The organism is Massilia sp. CMS3.1, from assembly GCF_051262535.1.
Classification (GTDB): Bacteria; Pseudomonadota; Gammaproteobacteria; order Burkholderiales; family Burkholderiaceae_D; genus Telluria.
The window spans coordinates 207,820-230,638 of sequence record NZ_JBIMES010000007.1 but is presented as its reverse complement, the minus strand read 5'-3'; the positions used below and the strand labels follow the sequence as shown (position 1 = coordinate 230,638).

At 60.5% G+C, this 22,819-nt stretch carries 26 protein-coding genes; 7 read left to right on the top strand and 19 right to left on the bottom strand.

All coding sequences use genetic code 11. The features are described 5' to 3' along the window. Positions 1 to 58 precede the first annotated feature (58 nt). The 10 genes from ACHAC9_RS13600 to ACHAC9_RS13555 all read right to left on the bottom strand — a co-directional run bounded on the left by ACHAC9_RS13600 (position 59) and on the right by ACHAC9_RS13555 (position 8,399). On the bottom strand, positions 59 to 1,132 hold the full coding sequence (locus ACHAC9_RS13600; RefSeq protein WP_435760535.1) for a porin: 1,074 nt from the start codon (positions 1,130 to 1,132) through the stop codon (positions 59 to 61). A 128-nt stretch (positions 1,133 to 1,260) separates the two neighbouring features. Next, positions 1,261 to 2,976 carry a sensor domain-containing diguanylate cyclase gene (locus ACHAC9_RS13595; RefSeq protein ID WP_435760534.1) on the bottom strand — a complete coding sequence of 572 codons (1,716 nt, stop codon included), beginning with the start codon at positions 2,974 to 2,976 and terminating at the stop codon, positions 1,261 to 1,263. A 125-nt stretch (positions 2,977 to 3,101) separates the two neighbouring features. Continuing rightward, positions 3,102 to 3,737: an SAM-dependent methyltransferase gene (locus ACHAC9_RS13590; protein WP_435760533.1), complete on the bottom strand. Its 636-nt coding sequence runs from the start codon at positions 3,735 to 3,737 to the stop codon at positions 3,102 to 3,104. Between the two features lie 218 nt (positions 3,738 to 3,955). Continuing rightward, positions 3,956 to 4,516: a YSC84-related protein gene (locus tag ACHAC9_RS13585; protein ID WP_435760532.1), complete on the bottom strand. Its 561-nt coding sequence runs from the start codon at positions 4,514 to 4,516 to the stop codon at positions 3,956 to 3,958. 36 nt (positions 4,517 to 4,552) lie between these two features. Next, positions 4,553 to 5,035, bottom strand: a complete 483-nt coding sequence (locus ACHAC9_RS13580; RefSeq protein WP_435760531.1) for a hypothetical protein — start codon at positions 5,033 to 5,035, stop codon at positions 4,553 to 4,555. A gap of 248 nt (positions 5,036 to 5,283) precedes the next feature. Further along, a complete protein-coding gene (locus tag ACHAC9_RS13575; protein WP_435760530.1) occupies positions 5,284 to 5,841 on the bottom strand; it encodes a DUF1643 domain-containing protein in 558 nt (185 codons plus the stop codon). A 108-nt stretch (positions 5,842 to 5,949) separates the two neighbouring features. Next, positions 5,950 to 6,552 (bottom strand): PD-(D/E)XK nuclease family protein, encoded by a 603-nt coding sequence (locus tag ACHAC9_RS13570; RefSeq protein WP_435760529.1) that lies wholly within the window; start codon positions 6,550 to 6,552, stop codon positions 5,950 to 5,952. Next, positions 6,542 to 7,072, bottom strand: coding sequence for a CFI-box-CTERM domain-containing protein (locus tag ACHAC9_RS13565; RefSeq protein WP_435760528.1), 531 nt, complete (start codon positions 7,070 to 7,072; stop codon positions 6,542 to 6,544). The genes ACHAC9_RS13570 and ACHAC9_RS13565 overlap by 11 nt, the downstream gene beginning before the upstream one ends. A gap of 2 nt (positions 7,073 to 7,074) precedes the next feature. After that, positions 7,075 to 7,353 carry a hypothetical protein gene (locus ACHAC9_RS13560; RefSeq protein ID WP_435760527.1) on the bottom strand — a complete coding sequence of 93 codons (279 nt, stop codon included), beginning with the start codon at positions 7,351 to 7,353 and terminating at the stop codon, positions 7,075 to 7,077. Beyond that, a complete protein-coding gene (locus tag ACHAC9_RS13555; protein ID WP_435760526.1) occupies positions 7,350 to 8,399 on the bottom strand; it encodes a PRTRC system protein D in 1,050 nt (349 codons plus the stop codon). Before ACHAC9_RS13555 ends, ACHAC9_RS13560 begins: the two co-directional genes overlap by 4 nt. A gap of 1,036 nt (positions 8,400 to 9,435) precedes the next feature. Here ACHAC9_RS13555 and ACHAC9_RS13550 point away from each other — a divergent pair. From ACHAC9_RS13550 to ACHAC9_RS13540, 3 genes are all read left to right on the top strand, one after another. After that, positions 9,436 to 10,710: an integrase domain-containing protein gene (locus tag ACHAC9_RS13550; RefSeq protein WP_435760525.1), complete on the top strand. Its 1,275-nt coding sequence runs from the start codon at positions 9,436 to 9,438 to the stop codon at positions 10,708 to 10,710. A gap of 487 nt (positions 10,711 to 11,197) precedes the next feature. After that, positions 11,198 to 11,392 carry a hypothetical protein gene (locus ACHAC9_RS13545; protein WP_435760524.1) on the top strand — a complete coding sequence of 65 codons (195 nt, stop codon included), beginning with the start codon at positions 11,198 to 11,200 and terminating at the stop codon, positions 11,390 to 11,392. Between the two features lie 102 nt (positions 11,393 to 11,494). Beyond that, the gene (locus ACHAC9_RS13540) at positions 11,495 to 11,983 is read left to right on the top strand and encodes a hypothetical protein (RefSeq protein ID WP_435760523.1); all 489 of its coding nucleotides are present in this window, start codon (positions 11,495 to 11,497) and stop codon (positions 11,981 to 11,983) included. 212 nt (positions 11,984 to 12,195) lie between these two features. Here ACHAC9_RS13540 and ACHAC9_RS13535 read toward each other — a convergent pair whose 3' ends face one another. The 6 genes from ACHAC9_RS13535 to ACHAC9_RS13510 all read right to left on the bottom strand — a co-directional run bounded on the left by ACHAC9_RS13535 (position 12,196) and on the right by ACHAC9_RS13510 (position 16,312). Next, complete coding sequence (locus ACHAC9_RS13535; RefSeq protein ID WP_435760522.1) at positions 12,196 to 12,459, bottom strand: hypothetical protein; 264 nt, start codon at positions 12,457 to 12,459, stop codon at positions 12,196 to 12,198. A gap of 124 nt (positions 12,460 to 12,583) precedes the next feature. After that, the gene (locus ACHAC9_RS13530) at positions 12,584 to 13,414 is read right to left on the bottom strand and encodes a PRTRC system ThiF family protein (protein ID WP_435760521.1); all 831 of its coding nucleotides are present in this window, start codon (positions 13,412 to 13,414) and stop codon (positions 12,584 to 12,586) included. Positions 13,415 to 13,416: 2 nt separating this feature from the next. Continuing rightward, a complete protein-coding gene (locus tag ACHAC9_RS13525; RefSeq protein WP_435760520.1) occupies positions 13,417 to 14,115 on the bottom strand; it encodes a PRTRC system protein A in 699 nt (232 codons plus the stop codon). Continuing rightward, positions 14,108 to 14,839: a PRTRC system protein B gene (locus ACHAC9_RS13520; protein ID WP_435760519.1), complete on the bottom strand. Its 732-nt coding sequence runs from the start codon at positions 14,837 to 14,839 to the stop codon at positions 14,108 to 14,110. Before ACHAC9_RS13520 ends, ACHAC9_RS13525 begins: the two co-directional genes overlap by 8 nt. Positions 14,840 to 14,851: 12 nt before the next feature. Continuing rightward, positions 14,852 to 16,000: a PRTRC system protein F gene (locus ACHAC9_RS13515; protein WP_435760518.1), complete on the bottom strand. Its 1,149-nt coding sequence runs from the start codon at positions 15,998 to 16,000 to the stop codon at positions 14,852 to 14,854. Positions 16,001 to 16,105: 105 nt separating this feature from the next. Continuing rightward, positions 16,106 to 16,312: a PRTRC system protein C gene (locus tag ACHAC9_RS13510; protein WP_262838259.1), complete on the bottom strand. Its 207-nt coding sequence runs from the start codon at positions 16,310 to 16,312 to the stop codon at positions 16,106 to 16,108. 238 nt (positions 16,313 to 16,550) lie between these two features. Between ACHAC9_RS13510 and ACHAC9_RS13505 the strand changes: the two genes are divergently transcribed. After that, positions 16,551 to 17,540: a hypothetical protein gene (locus ACHAC9_RS13505; protein WP_435760517.1), complete on the top strand. Its 990-nt coding sequence runs from the start codon at positions 16,551 to 16,553 to the stop codon at positions 17,538 to 17,540. Positions 17,541 to 17,565: 25 nt separating this feature from the next. Here ACHAC9_RS13505 and ACHAC9_RS13500 read toward each other — a convergent pair whose 3' ends face one another. Continuing rightward, positions 17,566 to 18,048, bottom strand: coding sequence for a PRTRC system protein E (locus tag ACHAC9_RS13500; RefSeq protein WP_435760516.1), 483 nt, complete (start codon positions 18,046 to 18,048; stop codon positions 17,566 to 17,568). A gap of 400 nt (positions 18,049 to 18,448) precedes the next feature. Between ACHAC9_RS13500 and radC the strand changes: the two genes are divergently transcribed. The 3 genes from radC (at position 18,449) to ACHAC9_RS13485 (ending at position 20,271) form a co-directional block, all read left to right on the top strand. Next, positions 18,449 to 19,030 carry a RadC family protein gene (gene radC / locus ACHAC9_RS13495; RefSeq protein ID WP_435760515.1) on the top strand — a complete coding sequence of 194 codons (582 nt, stop codon included), beginning with the start codon at positions 18,449 to 18,451 and terminating at the stop codon, positions 19,028 to 19,030. A 241-nt stretch (positions 19,031 to 19,271) separates the two neighbouring features. Beyond that, on the top strand, positions 19,272 to 19,553 hold the full coding sequence (locus tag ACHAC9_RS13490; protein WP_435760514.1) for an HU family DNA-binding protein: 282 nt from the start codon (positions 19,272 to 19,274) through the stop codon (positions 19,551 to 19,553). 58 nt (positions 19,554 to 19,611) lie between these two features. Beyond that, a complete protein-coding gene (locus tag ACHAC9_RS13485; RefSeq protein ID WP_435760513.1) occupies positions 19,612 to 20,271 on the top strand; it encodes a hypothetical protein in 660 nt (219 codons plus the stop codon). Between the two features lie 32 nt (positions 20,272 to 20,303). Here the strand turns inward: ACHAC9_RS13485 and ACHAC9_RS13480 are convergent, their stop codons facing one another. Beyond that, positions 20,304 to 20,450 (bottom strand): hypothetical protein, encoded by a 147-nt coding sequence (locus ACHAC9_RS13480; RefSeq protein ID WP_435760618.1) that lies wholly within the window; start codon positions 20,448 to 20,450, stop codon positions 20,304 to 20,306. 156 nt (positions 20,451 to 20,606) lie between these two features. Then, positions 20,607 to 22,817 carry a UvrD-helicase domain-containing protein gene (locus ACHAC9_RS13475; RefSeq protein ID WP_435760512.1) on the bottom strand — a complete coding sequence of 737 codons (2,211 nt, stop codon included), beginning with the start codon at positions 22,815 to 22,817 and terminating at the stop codon, positions 20,607 to 20,609. Between the last annotated feature and the right edge of the window lie 2 nt (positions 22,818 to 22,819).

Sequence of the window (22,819 nt, the reverse complement as noted above, 5' to 3'; positions counted from 1 at the left end):
GTCAGGCTACAGGCAATTGTCCGCGCGCGTCGCAGCGCACGCTTGGCCTCCGGATGCATCAGAAGGAGTGGCGCATGCCGATGTTAAGAGCCGCATTGCCATTGTCGCGCGCGCTGGCGTTGCCGACCGCATAGCCGGCGCCATTGCGGTTCTGGATACGCGAATAGGCGGCATAGAAATCGGTGCGGCGCGACACGGCGTGGCTGGCGCCGAAGGCGACCTGGTTGGCATCCTGGTTGGCCAGGTCGCGGTCGTCCTTGCAGATGTAGGAAGCGAGCAGGGACGTGCCCTGGCCGAGCGGCACCGCCAGGCCGAACAGGCCGTCGCGGCTGTTGCTCGACGCCGTGCGCGCCAGGCCGGCGCCGTAAGGATTGTCGGGATTGAACAGGGGCGAACCAGCCCAGCCGCGGCTCAGGCTGTAGGCGGCGTAGGCCGTGCCCCAGCCCAGGCGCAGGTTGGCCGCCAGGATCGAATTGCGCGCCACGGTGTCGTTGCTGGTCTTGCTGTTGAGCTGGACGCGCACGGCGTTCAGGTTCTGGTGCGCGGCGCGTACCGTCAGCGGCCCGGCTTCGACGCCCACCGTCATGCCCCAGGCACGCCCGGCGGGCGAGGTGTCGACCCTTTCCTTGAGCGCGTACGATGCACCGGCCGAGATGCCGCGCCTCAGCGCCCCGTAGTACTGAACGCTGTTGTCGGCGCGGCGTCCGCCGCCGATCAGCTTGCTTGCACTACCCGCCATGCCGCCCTTGAACGGGTCGCCCACATCGACCAGCGCCAAGTATTGCAGGTTGTACTGACGCCCGATCGTGAGTGCACCGAATTCGCCGGCCAGGCCGACAAACGCTTGGCGCCCGTACAGGCGATCATGCTGGTTCCTGCTCCCGGTGTCGACGTGCAGTCCGCTTTCGAGGGCGAAGATGGCTTGCGCATTGCCGACAGGTTCGCGCCCGTGGATGCCGATATGGGATTCCGATGCCAGTTTGCTGCCGACCTGGGTGGCGCAGGCGCCGGTGCAACCGCCTTGCCCCACGACGCCGGCGTCGATGACGCCATACGTCGTCACCCCGCCCTGCGCACAGGCTAACGCGGCACTTCCTCCCAGCACTGCAAACGTGACAAACAACTTGAGCATCGGCGTATCCTCTCTACGCCTCTACCTTACCCCTCTCAAGCGGGTTCATCTGTCGAATGTCGCACATACCGCTGACCAGTTCGGCTTGTCGTCATGTAGGCAAACTCTGACTTCCCTCAAGAAACAGTTCACACCGCCAAGGTCACCCTGTTCTTGCCACCCCGTTTTGCGGCGTACATGGCGCCGTCGGCACGCGCCAGCCAGGCATCGAGATCGTGGGCGTCTTCCGCCAAGTGCAGGGCAACACCGATGCTGGCGCCGACCGATACCGATGCGCGTTTCAGGGTGTATGGGAGACGCAGCACGGCCAGCAGGCTGTCGGCTTTCTCATAGGCATCCTGAGCGTCACCCAGCCCTTCGAGGACGACCACGAATTCGTCGCCGGCCAGGCGCGCGACCAGGTCGGTCTTGCGCACGGCCCCGAGCAGGCGGGCACCGAACTGGCACAGCAGCGCGTCGCCCTCTTCGTGGCCATGGGTATCGTTCACGTTCTTGAAACCGTCCATGTCGAGAAACAGCAAGGCGCAGGGTTTGTGGGCGCGCGCGGCGCGGTGCATGGCGTCAGGCAAGGCCTGCATCAGGGCGCGCCGGTTCGGCAACCCGGTCAAGCCGTCGTGCATCAGCAAGGCCTGCAGCTCGGCGGTCCGCGCCGCGACCGTGCTCTCGAGCTGCTGGTTCATCGTCTCGAGCGCGTAGCGGTGCGCCTCTTCGCTGCGCACCAATTCGCGCATCGCCTGCGACAGCACCTGTGCTTCGTGGAAGCCGTCGACCACCGGAATGTTTGCGGCGCCTCCACCGGCGCGCGTCGCCTCGATGGCCCCCTCGATCGCGCTACCGAGCGCATCCATCGGCCGCGTCAGGCGGCGCGCCAGAAGTGCCGCGCACATGGCGAGCATGGCCGCCATCAGAACGCTCAGCCCGATCATGCGGCGTTCCAGTGTGCGCGCCTCGGCCAGCGCTGCATCCTCGGTATGACGCACCAGCACGGCCCATCGCAGCGTCGCCGGATCGCCATCGGTGCCGGTACGGCTGTAGCCGGTCAGGTAGATCTTGCCGTCCGGCCACTCCTCGCGCAGCGACCCGGTGCCGCCTCCCTGCGCCAGGCGCAGGCCCGGGCTGTCGATCTTCTTCTCGACCAATTCGGCAGGTCCCAGCAGGACCGTGCCATCCGCGCGCACCACCAGCACCTCGGCGCCGTACTGGCGCAACGCGGGCGTGAGCAACTCGTGCGCGCGGTTGCGCACCCACTGCCAGCTCATGTGCACCCCAACGACGCCGCGCACCACGCCGTCATCGCCCACGAGGGGCGCCGACATGTCGATGAAGCGCCACGGATCGATGGATTTCGGCAGCAGCTTGTTCAGCAGCAGGGCGGGATGGTAATCGGTCGCCTGCACGCCTTTCAAACCGGCCTTGAACCAGGGACGGCCATCGACTTGCGCGCCCTCGAGCATCCGGTTGGTCGCGGCGACCACCCTGCCCCCGGCATCGGCCACGCCGATCCACGCATAGTCGGCAAAGCCGCGCTGCAAGGAGTCGAGCACGCGGCGCGCTGCGTCCGGTTCATCGAACGAGCGTACCTGCGGCAGGTCGGCCAGCAGCCTGACGTCGGCGACGGCACTGCTCGTGACCAGGTTCAGCGAATCGCGCATTTGCCACGAAAGCTGCTGCAGGCGCATCTGCGCCTCCTTGCGCGCCTGCTGTTGCGCGAAATGGCTGACCAGGGCCAGGTGCAGCAAGACCGTCAGGGTGACGGCGATGCTAACCGTCAGCATCGCCAGGGTGACCAGGCGCAAGGGACGTCGCCTTGCCTCAGGGGTCGAAGCAGGAGCTTGGTTGTGCATGCATATTCTTTGTAAGAGCAATCCTACATGATATATGCGTGGGAACTGGTTTCCAACTTATTTGATGCCGGCAGGCACTATATGCGTGACAATTCCGAACAGGACTGTCGTGCAAGTCACAATCTTTAACGGGGATAGGTAAAGCCGGTACGGATATCCATCGGCGCCAACCGTTTGCCCTCGCGCACCATCAACTTTTGCGGCGGTTCGTCGCCCGCCAGCGCGCGTGGGAAGACGGGCAGTCCTTCGCCTTTGCGTTGCAATTCGTCGCAGCGTTCATAGACGTTCGGGCAAGCTGTCTCCTTGAGCAGTGCCTGCACGACCGCCACCTTCCACAGCTCGACGCCGGCCGCATTGAACTGGCACACCAGGTAACCTTCAGCGCCGCCGTAGCTGTGCACCAGCAGGCCGGACAAGCCGTCCTTATCGCCATCGATCAACTGGAACAGCGCTTGCGGGTCGGCGATGCTCCATGCAACGGCGCGGCGCGCCAGGGCGGCCTGCACGCGGCGCTTGATCAGCGCGTGGTCGATCGGCTCGTCCTCGCGCACGGTCCAGACGCGGGCGGCGATTTGGGATTTGGCGTTGTAGGCGGCGCGCGCCAGGAACTGGCGTGAGGAGGACTGGACGATCGCGGTGGCGCCGGGTTTTTTCAGCTCCTGCGGTTTGCCGTCGATTTTTTCGATGGCGGAGAGGTAGATCCAGGGGTCGCCGGCGAGGAGGGTCTTTTCTTTGCCCTGTTTGATGGTGATGATGAGCATGTGAGGCTTTCAGTTTTTCAGGGGTGGGATGATACAGCAAGCAGTTCCTGCCAAGGTCAGAGGATGCGCGCCCCGCGGAAGACGCGCAGGCACCTTCCCCGCTTCCGAAAAGCAAAAAAACCACCCAAGGGCGGTTTCTTCGTTTCCTGGCGGAGCGGTGGCAGTCGAATAGACGGTTGCAGAAGCACTACAGAGGCGTGGTAAAAATATTTTGCGATTCACTTATCAAACTTAACAATCCTTTGTCCTTGCACCCCAAAGCCGGCCATCAGTCCCTCTTGTCCAAAAATAAACGCATAGGCATCGGATTTCAACGTGGTAGTCGTCATTGTCTTAGCCATCCCAACATCCACGACGACGACGCTCGGCCCCGTGCCCACCGACAATCCGGCACCGCTGGTGAGCGTAGTGATGGCAGCGTCGGTCATGAGAAACAGGGCCTCCGAGAACGATTGGGCGCCAGCCTGCAGGCCGTACGACACTGCGCGCGCGCTGTAGTACCCCAGGATTTTCCCATCCGGACCAAACATCACCCCTTTCCCGCCTTGCGCACCAACAATCAGCCCCGCCTTGACAATGTCAGGGAATATAACCACGGCTTTCGCTTGAGATTGGAGTTCCCTCGCCTTTGGTGTCGCGATGAGAAGTTGTTGTAGTGCCGCTTGCGCTTTTGCGTCCAACTCAGGGTCTCCGCCGCTGGCGACGGTCGGATTCGTCGAGCAGGACAGGATAAACAGAAAGACGGGAATCGCGAAGATAAGCCGAAGGTATCCGATCATTATGCTGACTCCATTTAAAACTATGTGAATATGGCCTTAGATGTGACGCCCACCCACTTCAACAGCGACGCTCACATACATACTGGCAGCTGCGTACCGGCGGCCCAATTGCGGCATAAGCTTGGCGTCTTCACTTGCTTCGAATTGTCTGGGTTTTTCCATCGCATTGCTATAGGACCTTGGTCTAAGGAAGACGGCACCAGATGGGCGATTCGAAGAGGCAACAAAAAACCGCCCGAGGGCGGTTTCTTTGTTTCCTGGCGGAAGCGGTGGGAGTCGAACAAGGCCATGGAAGCCGCATGAATACTGGATTCCTCGCCAGTCTTTCACAGCCGTGGATGCATTCGTGGATGCAAAAAAAACTGCTATTTTCATGTCGCTTTCACGACGCTTAGCGCTGCCAATTTCCGCGAAAAGTGCACGAAGAATTCTATCAAAATTCGAGTCGAGCGGCGTCGCAATGTCATTTCTGTCACTAAAGAGCTTACTGTAGCTGACCAGGTCCTGTCCGTGAACCATATCTATTCCTACGCCGAATAAGTGGTCGCACGTATCGCGCGGCCTACTGCAAAAAAACCGCGCTCTCACTATGAGGACGCGGGCTGATGGGACTTGATGGGTGGTGGTACGGTATGGGATTCGAACTGTGTCTGGCACCGCGCTAAGCTGGGCCGAAACCCAGCGGACGGAAGCGAAAACGTAGTTTTTGGTCATCAACGTGAGCGATCGGTTTAGCATCCGTCGGCTGGACTAAGCACATCTTGCACCTACGCAAAATATTGCTTCAATGGTGCATCAAGCCGTTGATAGAGCGGGTGGACTGGCGCCCCGTTCTTATTCCTGCCGAAGCAAAAGACTTTCGCCGGGTCGCACACTTCGCGCAAGATTGTCTCCACCGCAGGTCCGCGGCCCGACTTTTGACCGGGATTACCCCAACTCACTACAATAAATCGAGCTTTGGCCGCGATTCGCCGGATCCATTCATCATTCTCCGGGAGGTTAACCAAGGCCGTATTGGCTAAGTCTGACGAGTAGGTACCGCGAATGGACATGACATTGAGTTGGTAGTAGGCACCAACGCCCCAGTAGTCTCGAGCTCGGCGGACCATTCCATCCACTGTAGGATCGCCTACATCTTCCGCCGCACCGGAGGGGTTCATGCTAATGCCGCAAGCATAGTTTTCTATGTCACCCCAATGCCGGAAAAGCGCGAAGCGATGAGTTCTATCGGTGTTGAAAACTGTTCGCTCTGCGATAAGTGGATCGACCGATTGCTCAGGCAACGGCGCCGGTGAGCCGATTGCTGCGACGGCGAAATTGGACATTGGTTTATCTCGAAGTTGGCTGTTTTCAGGAAGGTGAAGGAGGCATCGATCGTTTGATATGAACTTTAACTCATCTAACAGCCAGCGTCAGGTGAAGTCTGAGCGGGTTCAACTGAGCGAATGCCACCAAGCCCCCCGCCGCCAGAGAGCATCAACCTGGCTGGACCAGGTCGACACCTCGCATGCCTGCATGAAAGCGCACCCGCCACACAATCCCTTCGAACACGAATACCTTGGAACCAAATGGCCATTCAAAATGTGTTCCCTTCGCCTGGCCAGCGCTCCCACCTCTTCAGCCGACATCAAATCCACCCGATGTGCCGACTTGAACATGCGCCCAGGTCGCTGGACCAACACGTAGCCGAACGCAGCGACGTGCTCCCCTGTCTGCGCCTGCACCGCCAGTCGCTGAGCCGACAACCAGATCACATCGGAAAAATAAGGCCGATTTGCACTACGCGTTTTCAATTCCACCAATATGATTACGCCGCTCGGATTCCGGTAGCCCCGGTCCAATTTGGCGATAATTGTGATGTCGCCCCCGGCACAGAAGGTTTGCTCGGCATAGACCAACTCGGCGCCGCGTAGCTCCCGCGGCAGCCAGGCAAGCCCGAGTTCCTGGCCAGTCGAACGAGCATGGCGTTGTCGAACAACGAACGTCACAACGACCACTACAACCAGCACCAGCAGAATGAATGCGTTACTTGCCATGATTTTCTCCGTTCTCAAGAAGTATTTTCTTCACGAGCCAGACAGCAGCTCGCAGCGTGGTACGAACAATGGGTTGTAGCCATGCATGGTGTTTCAACGCTGAACACATCAAGGGCGCCGTCCGGTAGTGCATTCCGATGCACCAGCGTCCCGCCGAGTAGGGCCGCAATACTCGATCCCGGAATGCTCTGAGCGCAGCAGTCTCTGGGCCGGCGCCGAATATGAGCGTCGCGATGTAACAGCGCCCCTTTTCGGCCGATGCACTTCCTGCTCCGGATATCGATGCGCCGTCGCGATAGAACTGCTTGTGTGCGATCTGTCCTCGTTTGATTGCACCGCGCTGGCGTAGAGACCTCCGCTTGCCGAAGTGGTGTTCGAATACGACCAGTCGCTCACACACGCCCATCTGGGCTAATTCCGAAGCGCCGACTGCGTTCACCTTTTTGCCTGACTGCCGACCATCACCAGTGCGCAATCCGCCTTTCCGCGGCGCGCATCCGTCGAATTGATCCTGGTTCATGTCTACTCCATCAGCGGTTCGTCGAATACCTGGTTGGTGACCGAAGCCCCGCCCACATCGACGCGAACCCTGTCGCCATTCGCGTCCTCGATTGGAGCCCCTCCGCGAGCCGACCAGATTTGCACAAGCAAGCCTTCGTGCGCCAGGGTTCGCAAACGATTGACCCGTTTGGAGCCCTTCTTGCACTGGATCAAGTCATCGTAGAGCCGCGGATTGTCGGCGCGTTCCAATTCGAAAACGAGTCGTATGCGCTCTGGAGATCCCACATTGCCCGGGCTCATGCCGCGCCTCCATCCGCCTTCAACTCGGGCCGAACGGCGGGCGCATCCTTTTCGATTCCGCTTCGGACGTAGTTCATCCCGGCGATCTGAAACCCTTTTACGTTGGCATAGATCGGATCTTTGATCTCGTGGATCTTATGTCTCGGAAATGCGTCCTTGACCGCCTTCTTGAAAAGGAACGCGCCGCCCCCGACCAGGATGATGTTCTGGAAGTTGTACGATGCCTCGATCCATTGCATCATCGAAGACACCGCCTGCTGCGCGATCGTTCGCGCAATGGGCATCAGACGCGACATGTCGTAGGGCTTCTGATAAATGACAGGGTTTTTGCCAGTGCGCAGCGCAGCATCAATCGCGTCGAAGTCCCGGTAAGGCGTGCCGATGTCGTCACTGATCTCGGTCGCGATGGCCTGCAAGACATCGAACATTCCGCGATTGATGGAATGACTTTTCTTTTGGACTAGGCGCATCCCTCTCGTGACCAGCCAATCGAAGGTCCGGGCGCCAGGATCGATTACCAGGCTCTGCTCATTCTCGATGCTTTGCAGCTTTTGGTGCAGCGAGGCGTAGTACACCAACGCACCTTGAGGTTGGGCGACAGCCAGGGCCTTGCGCACCGTCACGGTCCGACCATTGCCGACTTCGTGTTTGCCGGTCATCGCCTTTTCCAGGGCCGCCTTTTTGGCGGCGAAGGCCGCGACAGGCAAGCCGACCACCAGCAGGTCTACGGTACTGACCTTCATCAGATTGAGCGCCCCTCGCAAGAGGGCCGCATATTCCGGGGTCTCGGTGTAACGGTCGTGCATCTGGGTAGAACGGAATGTATCGGCGGCCAGGTTCACTTCAGGGCCCACTTCATAAAAAAGGCCATCAATCGGCACGGCCACGGTTCTGCGCCTCTCGGCGGCCGGCGTCGCCGACAAGTCCCTTGCGCTCGGATAGGCGATCGAAGGGAAGGTGGCGCAACGGATCTCGTCGCTCGATCCACTTGTCACGTACTTGGTATTGCCAAATCCAACATCCACTGCTCTGACGATCGGTTCCATAGGTTCTCCGGAAATGTCGATTCATATGAACAGCATCGGATATTCGATGCCGCGCCTCCATGCGAAACGCCCACGATTGGGACCGGATTTCGGCACCAGGTCCACGTCCGGTCGATCCGCAGTGTCATTCGGATAAAACCGGAACGACATCGGCCGCCGCCGAGCCCGGATCGTATTGGTTCGCATGTCACTACGGTCGCACCAGAAGAACACGCGTCAAGCCTCCAGATCGTCCGTTAAATCGGCGGTCAAGGCCGGTTCCGGAACCAGAGGCCACTTCCTTGCGAGTCAACCCCTCGCGCACCCTCGCGTGCCCGCCGGATCGGAAGAAAAACCGCCATCAAGGGCGAGTGCCGTCGCCAGCCGAAAGCGCCGGAAAGCGCTTGACGCGCCAACCGTCACGGTGTCAACTGGCAGTGCTCGAAAGGCTCCTTGCCCTGCTCCCATCGCGGGAACAAAAAGGCGTTGCGGTCGATACCCGTCCTGACTAACCGATCCTTGAATTGGTTTTGGCGCGATCCTCGAGGTCGCGCCTAGCAGTGATCCACCCCGTAGTGCAATCGGCCTTGACTGTTCAGCAAAGCTGCGCTGGCCTTCTTCGAGAAGGCGTCATGGCCGGGCAAATGGTCTTTTCGGCACCCGATGCCGGACCACTATTCCTCGTTACCCGCTGCGAGCATGCATGCCATGCACCGTACGGCCGTGCTTGCCTATTTAGGCTCCCCGTACGCATTCGCTCGACTACCTGACACGCCCCGGACTTTCGGTAAGGGACGAACCCACCCAGGTAGGGTGACGGCTACAAGAACTGATCCCGACAGCGCACGAGACCCGATCTCGTCGCCGATGTCTTGCCACGACCCTGGAGGTCGGGCGGCATCCCCTCCCCCGTACGCTGCAGAAATGCACAAGCGGGCTGGATTCATTGAACCATTTTTACGATTACCGAGCCGGCCTCCCAACGGGGGACTGGCGCAACCCTGGGTACTTTTTTGATTTTCGCAAGGACGCTCGTGGTCGCGTCCGGCGCGATGCAATGACCACTGAACGCGATGGCGACGGAATCCGCCATTCTGTTTCATCCCCCATCGATTCCGTGATGACTGAACCCGCCCGCGTTTCGAGCAGCGGGCGTTCAAGAACGGAGGACATCATGTCCAAGGGAACAATGCATGACCGCACCTCGCGTGCGGCAAATTCGCTCGTCCATCAACCGCGCCGCCACCAGGACTGGACAGGACTGAGCGCATCCGAAATCCTTACCCGCTACCGAATCGGCAAGACCCCTCCGCTGAAGGTGTTGGAGGTCCTGATCGATCTGTTCAACAGGCAGCACACGGCCAAGCACAAGGACGTGTCGTTCAAGACGCGCCAGGAACGGGCCGACTTCCTGCGCCGCTTCTTTCGCGACCTGAAGGGCAAGGCTGGATTCAAGCGACTGCCGGACCCGCGCAACTTGGGCGAGCGCCACATCAAGGCCATGGTCGCGGTTTGGCAAGCAGAAAAACTGGCGGCGGCGACGATACAAACCTATTTGAGTTTTCTGCGGGGTTTGGCCCAGTGGCTCGGCAAGCATGGACTGGTGCGTCAGCCACATTACTACGGCTTGCAAGTCGACGAGTACCAACGCCATGAAGTGGCGGTGCGAGACAAGAGTTGGTCCGCTCAAGGGATCGATATCGACGGCGTGATTAGCGAAATCTGCATGTTCGATCCGTACGTGGGCGCGGCCATGCGCCTGGTCCGGGCGATGGGACTGCGCAGGAAGGAAGCCGTCATGTTCCGCCCCCATGCCTGCGTGATGTCCTTCGACGCGACCGGGTTGCCGCTTCACAAAAGAAAGGCGGACTCGTATGCGCGCATCAAAGGCGGCAGCAAGGGCGGCCGCGAACGCTTCGTCCCTCTTGATTCAGTGGAACGCACTGCTGCGGTCGAGCATGCGCAGACGGTGGTCGCGACCCGCGATGGCCACATGGGGCACCCATCGCATACGCTGGAGCAGGCCCTGCGTCGGTTCAACTACGTTCTGGAGAAATTTGGAGTCACGCAAGGCGCACTGGGCGTCACCGCGCACGGCCTGCGCCATGAAGTACTGATTGAACAATTTCAGGTACTCACCGGGCACGCAGCTCCGGTGCGCGGCGGCGCAAGACTGCCGACGGAAATTGCCGCTCCCGCACGCCAGGAGGTGGCGGAACTTGCCGGGCACGCACGCAAGCGCGCTTCAAGCGCTTATCTCGGCGGGGTATTGGCGCACAAGCGGGCCAAGCATGAGGATGGCGAACCGCCTGAATCGGGGTCCGTCGAATGACTCGCAACTGACGATGTTGCGCATGCGGGATGCACGTCCATGCGGACCGGCATCCGGTCATGCGTCCACCTCGCCGCCGCCATCCGAAACACACAGGAACCAAGACAGGTTTCCACGTGGCGCGTGCGCAAACAGCGGCCTCCGGTCTTGAACGGCGTCGTCGGCGATGCAATACTAGAACCGCTATCTGTGAGCATCGTGCTTACGCAGCCTTCGCGATGGTCGATCGCCGACCTCATGAAGTCCGGCCTACCTTGTCGGCGTTGCGGTCGTTACCCGCCCTTGAAGAATGAAGTCGAAGTCAAGCCTCCGTCCGCAAGGACAGTGTGCCGTTTTCGCATGCGCCAGCAGTCAGCAATGTGAATTAAGTGCGAGTTAAATGTTAAATATGAGCGTCTCCGTTGGCAACAATCGGAGGCATCCTTGACGGGGAACATTGTTCCCTTCCGGGACTGGTGTTCCCCTTCTTTCATTGAAGGAGAATGCCATGTTTTCGACAGCCAATCCCTATCGTCAAGGTCGACCAGTCAGTGTGCTGCTCGGTGGCTCCGGCATCGACCGGACTTTCGAGCGCAAGCTGCCTGTGTTGGGAGCGTTACTGAAGCCATCCACCGGCGATGCTTGTCGGTCCAGGCAAGAGCATGTCGTATCCATGCGCTGCGAAATCGCTCGTGGAGATTGATCGCTGTCGTATTTTTCTGGAGTCATCGTGCATCGTCACAACCTTGGGGAACCTTCGTCGTTCCCTTCAGGGACGGGGTTCCCCATTTTTTTGGAGAACCTCATGTCCCAAGAGAGAACCCATCGGTCCCGCGCCAAGCGTTATGGCGTTGAATTTGAAGAGGAAAAGGTCTGGGTCGGCTTCTACCGCCGCGTGGTAGATCCTGCCGTCGCGGTCGAAGTGATGAACCAGCTCGAGTCCGATCCTGATATGAAGCGTACGCACGTCGCGCTCTACCTGCGTTGCAAGGAAAGTCTGCGTACGCAGAAGGCACGCCAGGCGCGTAACAAGCGTATCGGCCAGTTCGTCCGCATGTTGTTCAATGCAGTGTTCGTCGTTCCAGTCATCGCTATGCGGCGTCTGTTACTACGAAGCGGCGACCTTGCCGTCGAGTGCTTGCCAGAAGTTAGCAAAGAGCCGGCCACGCGACGCGTCGGTCAGCTATCGAAGAAAGCCGAATTTGAGCAGGCGAAAACGACATTCACTGCCCAAACGGAAGCTCAATGTGTTCAGGAGAATGACGGCGCGCCGCCAGCCTCCAAAGTCGCATGAGTATTCGCCCATCACGGCGAACAAAGAAACCGGCATCCCCGGTTGCGGCGCTGCGCGATCCTTATTGCGGCGCCCCGAACGCCGAACGTCCTCACGCCCACCGGAGACGGTGATCGCATTAGGCGTTCGGGCATTTTTCCTCACAGGAGAGCGTGAACCGGAGCCCGGCAGGCCGGCACGAACTTGTCCCAGGCTGGGAACATTTCTTTTTCCTAGCCTTTGCCGACACAGAGCGAGCGCTCCCGGTCAATAAGCCAATGCAGGAACTTGGTGTCTGTTGACACTCCCCAATAATGCCGCTTGCATTGCCCGATGTAGGCATCAAGGTCGTCGAACGTTCGGACGTGCGCGGGCACGAAGCCCGTGATCATCGTGAATCGTTCGACTTCCCTCCGTGTCAATCGAATGTTCTTTCCGAGGCGGATCATGATCGTCACCCTGTGTTGGATGACGATGATTTTCGCGCCGTTTTGCACGCCTGTCTCTAGTGTTCCGCGCTTTTTTTCACACCGGCTGGCGCCCATCTCTCCAGTACCAGCACAGCGTGAGCGCACTGACCATCGGTTCCAGGGCGCAAGATTGGCAGCAGGTTGCCTGCGGTTAGGCCGCAACAGCATCCGTGTCGGCCCCTGCTGCGCAATAGCCAAACCGACTCCATGCCACCGGGTCGATGTCGATGGGACCGCTTCGTTTGGATTCGAGATTGATCAGCACGCCATGCTGCCGAATCCGTCCATTGGAAAACAATTCGTACAATATCTGGGCCGCATAGCGCACCGCCACGTCATTGATGAACAGGCCTTGGCTTGCCAGCGACATGCGTACCGAACATGACGGCGTGTTCGTATCGGCCACCGACCTATCGAGCAATTCCGGAAACAGTTCCGTGACGCACGGCAGGCGCGGCGACTGGCCCGTACTGGAGTGGCTGCGTCGGCCCGGCGCTTCGCCCAGCACCACCTGTGCCGTCGCTTCGGTGTTACCGAGATCGAGCCAGTAGCGGCGCTGTCCGCTCCCTTCGAATAGGCGAGCATGCAGCGCCTGTCGGGCGGATCGGGTGTCAACGCAACTGACGATCAGGTCGGCGTCGGGACGGCGCAAGGCGCCATGCTCGAAATCCTCGAACCGGCACGGATGGGCGATCCAGTCGAGTCCATAAAATTGGTTGAGCCGATGAATGGTTACCACCGCTTTGTAGCGCCCGACATCGGCCGGGCTGTACAACTGGCGGCCCACGTTCGCCTCGCTCACCCGGTCCCCGTCAAAGGCGGTGATGTGCAGTCCGTAGGGATGCCCAAGCGCCTTGATGGCGATATCGAGCCGTGCCAAGCAGGTCGCCATCTGCGCGCCATTGCCGCCGACACCGATCAGATAGATCTGCACCCGCTTGTCCAGCAGGCTCGCGTCGAGCACGTGTTCCATCGTCTCCATGTTCATTTCCCTCCTCTCGGTATACCCAACCACTTAAGTATCGTCCTGTATGCGCCACCATCAAGGCCGTCACCTTGCGCATCCATGCGGTTTTTCTGCCTCTCCCACGGATGCTGCAACGACTGGTAATGACCGTTCACCGCGAGCCGGAACGCCGCGCTTGGCCGAATACGATCAAGATGGCCGAACACGCCGGCCACCTTGACGCCCCGGTCGTCCCGATTGTCGGTCGCCGACCAGAACGCGGCGGCCCGGCCATGCGTATGCAAGTCGATGGCAATGGTTTCATCGTCGGCCAGGGATGGCATCCTGTAGTCGATGCCATCCGGTGACGCGTCCAGGGCGTCGTAGATCGCCAAACGCAGGGAGCCGCTTTGCCGCGCATAGATCAATCCTCCCGCCACTTCGTTCGGCAGCCCCGCCCTGCCCGCTTCGATGATGGATTCCAGCAGGCGCACCGGGATCACGCCGAACGCGAAATCGATGCGTTCGTGCAGGCATCCGAAAGGCAGCGGCGGGCTCAAAGCGACGTGCGCGATGCGCACCGTGCAATCGAGCCAGTCGAGTTTCACCTGAACGAACACCCCGTTCGAGGCGACGATGACGCGCTGCCCGTTATCCATGGCCGGCAGCGGCCCGAAGCGCGGTGCCGATAGCGTCGGGCAGCTTCTCTGCAGCGCAGTATCACGCGGATCAGTCATCGCGCTCACCTTCGATGCCCAGCAATGCACCGAGCGAGGTCTGCGCATCGACCAGCACGCGCTCCGGAAACCGCTTGAACTTGCCATCGAGCATATCGCGCCAGAACGGATAGGCACCGCCCCGATAGCGCACCAGTTTCCCGTCTCCATTCGGATGAGTGAAGAACGAGCCCATGAACGCGGCGTTCCATGCGGCGATCTTTTCGGTCGTCGTCCCTTCCGGCACTTGCACGTTGCCTCGGCAGATGGCGCCCCCTTCCCACACGTTGAAGTAGGGCGACTGGAACAAGGCTGTGCGCAAGGTGGGACGCTCCCTGCCCTTCACCGCCCACACCTTCCACACCGTGCTCGACGCCGCGAACAACAGGCCCGGATGCGGAACCACCTCGCCGCGCTCCGGCGCGCCCAATTCCGGCGCGCGGAACATGATGTGGCGTCTGCCAGGGGGCACCCACCAGAGCAGCAGGTCCCCGTCCACGTAGAGCACCGTCGCGGGCAGGAAGCCGCCATGCCCGACATTTTTCGACAAGGCGCGCGACAACTGGTTTGCCGCGCGCGGCGTCATCGCCCGGCCGGCCATTATCACCGGCTCGCCATCGACCTGCTTGACGTCGTGGACGGTGGCCAATGCGCTGTCCGACGCGCCCCGATAAATCAGTACCGCCTGCGCGAGTCGCAAAACACCACTAGTCTGCGTTCGAATCTGAAAATGTGCCTGGTTCATATCGCTCCCCTTTCACTGCCAGTTTCCCCCGGCAAGCCGGTGTATCAAGCGGTCGATCAGTCGGATCGCCTTGAAGCGCAACCGCATCGCGCGTTGCCACGAGTGCATCGCCTGCGGCGCATCGAGCGCCATATCGAGTTCTCCGATGCGGTCGCAGAATTCACTCTGATAGGCCAGTTGCACCAGATCGTCGTAGACACGCACGGTCAGGTCGTCCTCGCGCCATGACAGCACGGCGCCCCAGCCAAGGAATTCACCTTCAACCGCCGGACTGAAAGCATCCTTGATGCGCATGCGGGCCAGACTGAGCGCATCGGCGGCGATGTCGCGCATCGCAGGATCGTGCAAGCCGCATGACAATCGCTCGATGACCTGCAGCGGCAGCGGCCTTGACGGCTTGGGCGGCGTGGCCGTGGCCCACGAAGGGAATGCCTCGTCGAGTTTGCGGCGTGTCACCATCTCGTCCCGCATCGCCTCGCGCGCCTCTACGTCGTCTCCCGCTTCCATGTCGAGCGCCGCCTCTTCGTCGTCTTCGCCGCACCAGTACACATACGACGCCACATCGCAGGCAAGGTCGGGCGTGAACAAGGGGTAGACGAAGCGGCTCTGGCGGCGCAGGATGTCGAGTGTCATCTGTCCCAATCCCGGGAATGCCCGCTCCAGCGCCTCCAGCCCAGCTCCCACCGGCCACTGCTGCAGATTGTTCTCATACCAGACCAGCTCGACGCTTGAATACCGGAAGGACGCGGCGTCGCGTGCCCCCTTGCGCGGCATCGACCCTCCATCCGAACCGCTAGAGGCCGTCAGGGTGAAGACGGGTTCCAGGCAATGCAAGGGACCTAGTTCGCGCCTGAGCCATGCGTCGAGAGCGCCTTGGCAGACCTCGATGGCGTCGTCCCATTTTTCTGGCACGTCGCCTTCACGGATCGCGCCGGCTTGGATCAGGAAGCGGGCGATGCTCGCGTTCGCCGTAGCCAGACGGGGCGGCACGACTGTCAGGGGGATGGCGCCAGCAAGGCGCGGCAGGGCCAGCGCGAAGACAGCGCCATTCAGGGCAGCGGCGGCAGATCCTCCGATGGGAGCAGTACCCGAAACGCCGGCCGCTTTTGTTCGGTGCCGCCGTCCACCTGCTGCGCAAACTTGCTCCATAGCTGAGAACATCGCATCCCCTCCCTTTTGCTCAAGGCCGCCGCCAGCGCGGGGGCCTTTGTTACCAGCATCTGGCCGTTCGCCGCAGCCTCGACCTGCGCCGAAAACGCGGCGAGCCTACCCTTTGGTGCCGACGGCCCGCTTGAACGTGATCTCTTGGATGCCATTGTGAATTTCCCCTGTTTCAATCTCCGCACTGACCAGTTCCGGGTATTGCGCGCTGTACAAATCGCGCACCTCACGCGGCGCCATGCCGGGCACGTCTGGAAGACTGATCCCGTTGTAGCGGTATATCCGCTTCACTTCACTCACTTCGATGGCCACAGTTCGCCTCCTTTGAGAAGCACCGGAAACCGATCCGGCATCGTTGGAACCATTGTCTCAATAGGGGAATGGCCTGCAACCGGTGATCGCGGAGGCGCCGCATCAATTTATACGCGGTGCAGGCTGGCATAATCGGGTTGCATGATCGATAGGTCACACGCGCCGCAGGCGCGCGGGAACGATCTGGCCGAAGCAGTGAATGTACTTTTGACATCAAATCAACAGGAGTCCGGACCGTATGGGCAATGGGATCAAGATGCGTTCCGCCGTGGACGCCACAGGCAGGCTTTACCCAATTGAAGAATTACACACCGCGCATGATGCGAACGCCGCCATCCCCAACCTGCTCTGCGCCGATCCGATCTGCCGCAAGCCGGTGCGTTACGTGCCTCGCCACCAGCAAAACCGCAAGAACCGCATTGAGCCTGTCGACGTTCCGGCCTATATCGGCCTGACAAGCGGGTCAATGCACGCCGATGGATGCAAGTTCGACGCGGTCAAGCGCATCGCACTGATCGTCGATGAGTCCGATCCTGATTTCGTCGGTGCCCTCGATGAAGGCAAGCGCGACCTGCGCTTGCTCGTCCTTCACAATGGGCTGAGCGGCAAACCGCTCTCCGGCAACGCCCTCGTGCCTCCCGGCGGGGCGGGCGCGGGTTCTGGCATGGGCACCAAGACATTCACACCGAGCGGGAAAAAACTGGACTCGTACCTACGCACCACGTCCGATCTGCTGGCGCTGCGCGAGTTATGCGAGTCCGACGCGGTCTTGGCGGCGCAACTGATCCTGCGCTTTGGCACCAAGCGCATTGCGTGGAGCAATTTCTTTTTCACGAAGGATGGTTACGACGAAGCGTGGGAGTTGCTGCACAAGGCCGGGGGCAACGCCCATCCACTGGCACTGGTGGCCGAAGTGAAGTCGCATTTTTCGTCCAAACCGGACGCAAAGTACAAGAGCACGTTTCTCAATTGCCGCTCGCTGTACCGAAAGACCGATATCGCCGATACGATCGAGTCGTTCGAAGTGAGCGTCCTGCATGCTGATGCCGCATGGCTGGGCAGTTTTCCTGTCGGTAGCAATATCATCATGTTCGGCATATGGGAATACAAGGCGGCGACGGAAACCCACAGGAAGGCCGCGAACGACGACACCCGCACGATCACCTACATCACACACAAGCTGACCCTCAAGCCCAGGTTCAAGCAGCAGATCCTGGCCGCATCATGATGTAGGTGACGGGACTGACGGCTCGCTAACCGAACAGCGGCAGCGATTCGCCCAGCGCTGGCGCGGGAGTTGCTGTCTGCGGGTTTGGCACCTGCACCGGATCTTTGCCATCCATATCCTTTTCGTCCTCCTCCGATTCGGCCGATCTGACGGCTGGCCTCTGCTTCGTTGTAGGGGACGGTGTGGATACCTTCTTCGTCGCCTCGGTCGCCCGCGTGGCACACAATGCCGTGGCAGCTTTTAGCGCTTCCCGAGTCGCCTCGGCCTGTTCGTTCAGGGTCGCGCGCGCCTCGCGATAGCCTTGCAAGGCTTGCACGAAGCCGGCATCGAAGTCCTCGGGACTGGCGGTCAGCGTCAAATCCTTCGTCAGCGCCGCCTCGCCCGTGTCCTTTCTCGGCTTCGGCAGCACACTGATCGTGAGCTTGCCGCTTTTCTCGTCGGCGCTCACGATCATCGTCAGCGTGGCACTTGTCGCCAGTGCATACAATTCCTGAAACATCGTCATCATCACTCTCCTTGTGAGGGACCACCTCTGCATACATGGTATGGCGGCTTCCCTCCCCGTCCAGTCCTCGGGCGCCGGCCAACCCCACCAGTGCCCCCGCCGGAGACGCCTCCGTCAATTCGGCCTCATCGGTCCGCTGTCGCCCGCCACCGTAACGCCTCCCGCCGACGCGACAACGGGGTGGCGAGTCGCATGGCGGGATTGCTGCGTCCTCTCGCCGATGCGACACTGAAGCTTCATTTCCGATCCGTTGATCGGCGCCTTCCTCGTGGAGGTCCTGACCACGTCAGGCGTAGCAGTCGTTACCTGCCTATCTAGCAACGCACGTAATTCGCGTGCGTCCCGAGCGGGAACCTCGTTCCCCTCGGAGCGGTGTTCCCGCTTTTCTTTTTTGGAGAACGCCATGAACGAAATTAAACGCATGTCGCGGGCCGAACTTGCCTGTGAACTGATCACGATGCCAGAGGCGTCGATTGTTGCCGACGCCATAGTCTTCTATGCTGCCGGAGCCGTAACGGCGTCGCCATCTTGCGAAGAGCAGGTATCACGCAAGCTGTCGGTGGCCAGGGAACTTCTAATGCGCGACCTGGCCGCCACGATGCGCAGGGGATCCGTCATGCGCTCGCCGGACACGGTGCGCGAGTGGCTCAAGTTGTATTGCGCTCAGCTTGAACATGAGGTGTTCCTTCTGCTTCACCTTGACGTGCGCAATCGCCTGATCGCGGCCGAGGAGATTTTTCGCGGGACATTGACCCATACCTCGGTGTATCCGCGCGAAGTCGTGAAGTCGGCTCTTGCACGCAACGCGGCCTCGGTGCTGCTGGCGCACAACCATCCCAGTGGCGAAACCGATCCAAGTCCAGCCGACCAGGTGCTGACGAGGCAACTGGCCTCGGCCCTTGCCATGGTGGACGTGCGGGTGGCCGACCATTTTGTCGTCGCCGGTGACCGCATCCTGTCCTTCGCCGAACAGGGCCTGCTGTAAGCAATATCGAAGTATTGATGGCAAGTCAGGAAAACGCTTCATCTCTTGATTGCTTCCGAGCCTGATGGCGCCCCATCCCGTTGCGGTGGGGCGCCATCTTGCAATGAACTGGCGTCTCGTCAGCCGACAGTCGGGAAGTGCTGCTTCGGCCCGCCCGGAATTTCCGCAATTCGCCTTGTGATGGGGTGGGATGGGGCAATGCTAAAATCACGCCCTTTGATTCCATCCGATAGACTTGAATATGAACAAGACTGACCTGATCGAGACCATCGCCAAAGAATGCGAACTGTCCAAAGCGGCTGCCCAGCGGGCATTGGAATGCATATTGAACACCATCGTCGATACGGTCGCGGATGGCGACACCGTTCAATTGGTCGGATTTGGTTCGTTTTCCGCTGGCAAGCGCGCCGCCCGTACGGGACGCAATCCGCGCACCGGCGAGGAAATCAAGATAGCAGCCACCAAGACGGTGAAATTCGCGTCGGGCAAGGCGTTCAAAGATACATTAAACACGAAGAGATAGTCGGCTCTATCCAGGCGTGCGCCAATTTCGGTCCAAAAGAGCCCGTTATAATCAAAGCATGAAACGCCTTGTCGACCGCCTGAAAGACCTTTTTGGCATCAGCCAGCCAGTATCCCCTGCTGTGCCAGTTGACCCATTGGACTACGAGCAGGCAATTTCTTTGGACGCTGAAAGCTTGGCGGAGCAGGGTATCCTGTCCGCTTATCGAGAGTTGTTGCCCCGGCTCAAGAAGTACACGGTGGCACCACTTGAAGTCACTGAAGCCCTTGACGACGACGGTCGCCGGTACACCGTTAGCGCCGGTGGCAGGCAATTTGTCGTCTGGGAGGTATTGGAAAACGGAAAGCAGAACACCGATGGCTGGGAGCGCGCCACGGTCGCCTTTTTCCAAATCGTGAATGCAAGTCTTAACGCCTCCACTCACCATTTTTACGCACTCTATGGCGGCAACGATCTTTTCGGGATGTTCCTGACCGAAGGCGAATTCACTGCCGCACGGCAAGGTATTGCAAAGCGCTCATACTGGCCGTGGTCGCCGGATGACAAGTCGCCGCACGATGGTTTTCCTGTCGAAGATGCGGACTGTTGGCGCCGACGTCAAATTGACCCAGGACGCCGAAATTTGTTGACCCACCCATTTTCTTCGAAGCCCAAGCCTCGTGTGGCGTCGTTCCGATTTCGCTGGGTCAGTCGAGATCGGCAGCTTGGGGCAATTTGACGTCGGCGTCAACAGCGGACTAACGAATGTTATTACGGTTTGAATTGAGCGTGGCTGATGCGGAATTTCGCGCGCCGATCCCCCATCAAGTACCGCAAGTCGCGAATACTCAGGCCGCTCACCTCATGCATGCGGATCAGCAGCGACGCGTCAACCGCCAGCCGGCGGTGGATCGTCACCGGACGTTCGCCGGGTAGCAACTCGTTGACGGCTGCGCATCCGACAGCGGGCTTCGCCCGGGGCTGCCTGGGGCCAGCGCCAGTGCATTGGCTACATGACGGCACCCGGCGGGTCCCGGCAGGCCTTGACGTCGTCTTGCCGCAGTGCGGCTGGGTTCAGCTGGCGCGCCGCAAGGTCTTGTTGGCCAACGGCACGTCCAACAATTGGCAGGGCCCGCCTTGTTCTTTGGAGCTCGACAGCAGGATCTTGCGCGCAGCCCGGCTGGCGCCGAGGTAGACGCGCGACACATAGCGCCGGCGCGTACCCAGGCCTTGGTCCTCGTTGTAGTCCGCACTATCGGCATGGATTAGGATCACGGTGTGGAACTGCAGTCCCGCCACAAATTCCGGCATGCTGAAGACGCATTTGCTCTTGGCGTAGCGTAGTTCCTTAAGGTCATCGCGCGTGGTGATCGGCACGAATTTGTCCCGAACGCGGCCGGCAAAGCGGATCTTGTCGAACAGCGCTTCGTTCAGGCACAGCACCGCCACCTGGCTGCCGCCGCCATCGATGTCGCGCGCCATGCGGGCGGCCTGCTCGAATACGCTATCGACCAGATTGATGTCGGTTTCGTAGACGGTCAGGGTCGGCGTTTCGCCGTCCTCCTGCTGCGACTCGGCCACGTAGGTCGCGTACTCGCCCTCAAGGTCCATTGCCGGGAAAGAAGCATCGAGGTCGCGCAGGAACGCCGTGATCTGGGGCGTAGAGCGATAGACCTGCTTGAGTTCGGTCAGCACGGATTCGCCTACGCCCGGGTTGCGGAACTTTTCCATCCCGCCGCTGATGGCAACGTCGTTGGTGCCCTGCTTGATGTCGTAGGCCATGAGCAAGGGCCAGCGGCCGCCGACCTGCGCCCGCGTCTTGAACAGGTTGTGGAGCAACATGGCCTCGACGCGGGTAAAGTAGTGGTACTCGTCGACGAACACTAAGTCAAAGCCATCGCGCTCACGCAGGGCCCCCCACTCGTGCGTGCCGAGGTAGCGGTCGAAGTCAGCGACCATCTGGTCCATGCTCAGCGTCTTCTGCGCCCGCAGTAGCGCACGATAGGTATCGTGAATCTCCAGGACCACGCGACGGTGGGTTTCGCTTGGCAGGACCATCTGCCAGGCCTCCCTGGAGCCACGCGCATAGCGGTGGGCCTCGTGGGTGTCCTTCTTGATGGATTCCAGGTCCAGCACACAGGCAAACTCGTTCATGAGTTCGTCAATGAGCGAGGCGTCTTCGGCGCGATTCTTCAGGCGCTCCTGCAAATCCGGACAGCCGGGGAACAGGTCCAGAACGATACGGGGATCCTGCACGATCTGGCCGATGGCCTGCTCAATGATGATCCGCTGGTACTCGCGTCCATCACAGCCGTCCAGCGATAAGGGCTTCAAGCCCTTTTTCTCGTAGCCCAGCTTCTCCTGCGCCAACTCGTAGATCGTGCCGATCCACAGCCTGGGTTGCCCGGAAGGTGTCTTCAATGACGTCCAGCGTTCCGTGGGGTCCAGTGCATGGAACATACCCCGCACGATCGTATGGGCCAATGCCGAGCTGTGGGTCAGGAATGCGAAGGTTTTGTCGCCGTCCGCGTCGGCATACAGATCGCGCAGGCACTTCACCACCATCGACTGCGTCTTGCCCGTTCCGGCGGCGCCACGCAGTCGCACGGGCCGGTCATGCGGCAGATCGACAAATGTGCGTTGCTCGCGGTTCAGGCGCTGCTCGTACCACTCCTGCAATGTTCCCGCACTCGCCAGCCGGACACCCAGGGGCTCCGACAGCAGGACGCCGAAGTTGCCTACGGGTGGTGCGACCGGAGGGGGCGTCAGCAAGGCATCGCAGATACCTTCCATCGCGCGCTGATACAGCGCAATGTCCTCCGGCACTCCATCCAGGTCTTCGGGGTTACTGGTGACTGCAAACGCGTAGAGATTGCCGCTGCCATCCGGCGATTGGTCGAAGTAGACCCGTTGCCTGGCGTCTCGGGAAGGCTGTGCGTAAACCGAAAGCAGGGAGCCAACGTGATACGGCTGCCACTGGATGGGAATCGCAATGCCGCGGTCGAAGTGACGCAACGCCACGCGGATCACCCGCTCAAAGGCCGTGCATGGCTTGGCGAGCCCGGCCGGAGGGACGAACACGGCAGTGTTGATTACCAGGTAGCCATCATCCAGATCGGCATCCTCGGACAGCAGGTAGACGATGTCTTTCGATTTCACACGGCGCAGGCCATCGGTGTTCTGCGGTACTTCGAATTCCTGCAGCCATGCATCCTCTACGAATGCCCGGTCCAGGATGCTGATGGCCTTCTGGTCAATAACGAGGGCGGATACGGTCGTCGTCATGG

What these genes read in the sequence shown, in the direction of transcription:
- ACHAC9_RS13500 (WP_435760516.1), bottom strand. Translation starts at nt 18,048, where the DNA reads ATGATGACGATGTTTCAGGAATTGTATGCACTGGCGACAAGTGCCACG.
- ACHAC9_RS13490 (WP_435760514.1), top strand. Translation starts at nt 19,272, where the DNA reads ATGAACAAGACTGACCTGATCGAGACCATCGCCAAAGAATGCGAACTG.
- ACHAC9_RS13475 (WP_435760512.1), bottom strand. Translation starts at nt 22,817, where the DNA reads ATGACGACGACCGTATCCGCCCTCGTTATTGACCAGAAGGCCATCAGC.
- ACHAC9_RS13485 (WP_435760513.1), top strand. Translation starts at nt 19,612, where the DNA reads ATGAAACGCCTTGTCGACCGCCTGAAAGACCTTTTTGGCATCAGCCAG.
- ACHAC9_RS13600 (WP_435760535.1), bottom strand. Translation starts at nt 1,132, where the DNA reads ATGCTCAAGTTGTTTGTCACGTTTGCAGTGCTGGGAGGAAGTGCCGCG.
- ACHAC9_RS13540 (WP_435760523.1), top strand. Translation starts at nt 11,495, where the DNA reads ATGTCCCAAGAGAGAACCCATCGGTCCCGCGCCAAGCGTTATGGCGTT.
- ACHAC9_RS13555 (WP_435760526.1), bottom strand. Translation starts at nt 8,399, where the DNA reads ATGGAACCGATCGTCAGAGCAGTGGATGTTGGATTTGGCAATACCAAG.
- ACHAC9_RS13545 (WP_435760524.1), top strand. Translation starts at nt 11,198, where the DNA reads ATGTTTTCGACAGCCAATCCCTATCGTCAAGGTCGACCAGTCAGTGTG.
- ACHAC9_RS13595 (WP_435760534.1), bottom strand. Translation starts at nt 2,976, where the DNA reads ATGCACAACCAAGCTCCTGCTTCGACCCCTGAGGCAAGGCGACGTCCC.
- radC (WP_435760515.1), top strand. Translation starts at nt 18,449, where the DNA reads ATGAACGAAATTAAACGCATGTCGCGGGCCGAACTTGCCTGTGAACTG.
- ACHAC9_RS13585 (WP_435760532.1), bottom strand. Translation starts at nt 4,516, where the DNA reads ATGATCGGATACCTTCGGCTTATCTTCGCGATTCCCGTCTTTCTGTTT.
- ACHAC9_RS13505 (WP_435760517.1), top strand. Translation starts at nt 16,551, where the DNA reads ATGGGCAATGGGATCAAGATGCGTTCCGCCGTGGACGCCACAGGCAGG.
- ACHAC9_RS13570 (WP_435760529.1), bottom strand. Translation starts at nt 6,552, where the DNA reads ATGGCAAGTAACGCATTCATTCTGCTGGTGCTGGTTGTAGTGGTCGTT.
- ACHAC9_RS13565 (WP_435760528.1), bottom strand. Translation starts at nt 7,072, where the DNA reads ATGAACCAGGATCAATTCGACGGATGCGCGCCGCGGAAAGGCGGATTG.
- ACHAC9_RS13525 (WP_435760520.1), bottom strand. Translation starts at nt 14,115, where the DNA reads ATGACTGATCCGCGTGATACTGCGCTGCAGAGAAGCTGCCCGACGCTA.
- ACHAC9_RS13590 (WP_435760533.1), bottom strand. Translation starts at nt 3,737, where the DNA reads ATGCTCATCATCACCATCAAACAGGGCAAAGAAAAGACCCTCCTCGCC.
- ACHAC9_RS13550 (WP_435760525.1), top strand. Translation starts at nt 9,436, where the DNA reads ATGACCACTGAACGCGATGGCGACGGAATCCGCCATTCTGTTTCATCC.
- ACHAC9_RS13580 (WP_435760531.1), bottom strand. Translation starts at nt 5,035, where the DNA reads ATGGTTCACGGACAGGACCTGGTCAGCTACAGTAAGCTCTTTAGTGAC.
- ACHAC9_RS13575 (WP_435760530.1), bottom strand. Translation starts at nt 5,841, where the DNA reads ATGTCCAATTTCGCCGTCGCAGCAATCGGCTCACCGGCGCCGTTGCCT.
- ACHAC9_RS13515 (WP_435760518.1), bottom strand. Translation starts at nt 16,000, where the DNA reads ATGTTCTCAGCTATGGAGCAAGTTTGCGCAGCAGGTGGACGGCGGCAC.
- ACHAC9_RS13530 (WP_435760521.1), bottom strand. Translation starts at nt 13,414, where the DNA reads ATGGAGACGATGGAACACGTGCTCGACGCGAGCCTGCTGGACAAGCGG.
- ACHAC9_RS13520 (WP_435760519.1), bottom strand. Translation starts at nt 14,839, where the DNA reads ATGAACCAGGCACATTTTCAGATTCGAACGCAGACTAGTGGTGTTTTG.
- ACHAC9_RS13560 (WP_435760527.1), bottom strand. Translation starts at nt 7,353, where the DNA reads ATGAGCCCGGGCAATGTGGGATCTCCAGAGCGCATACGACTCGTTTTC.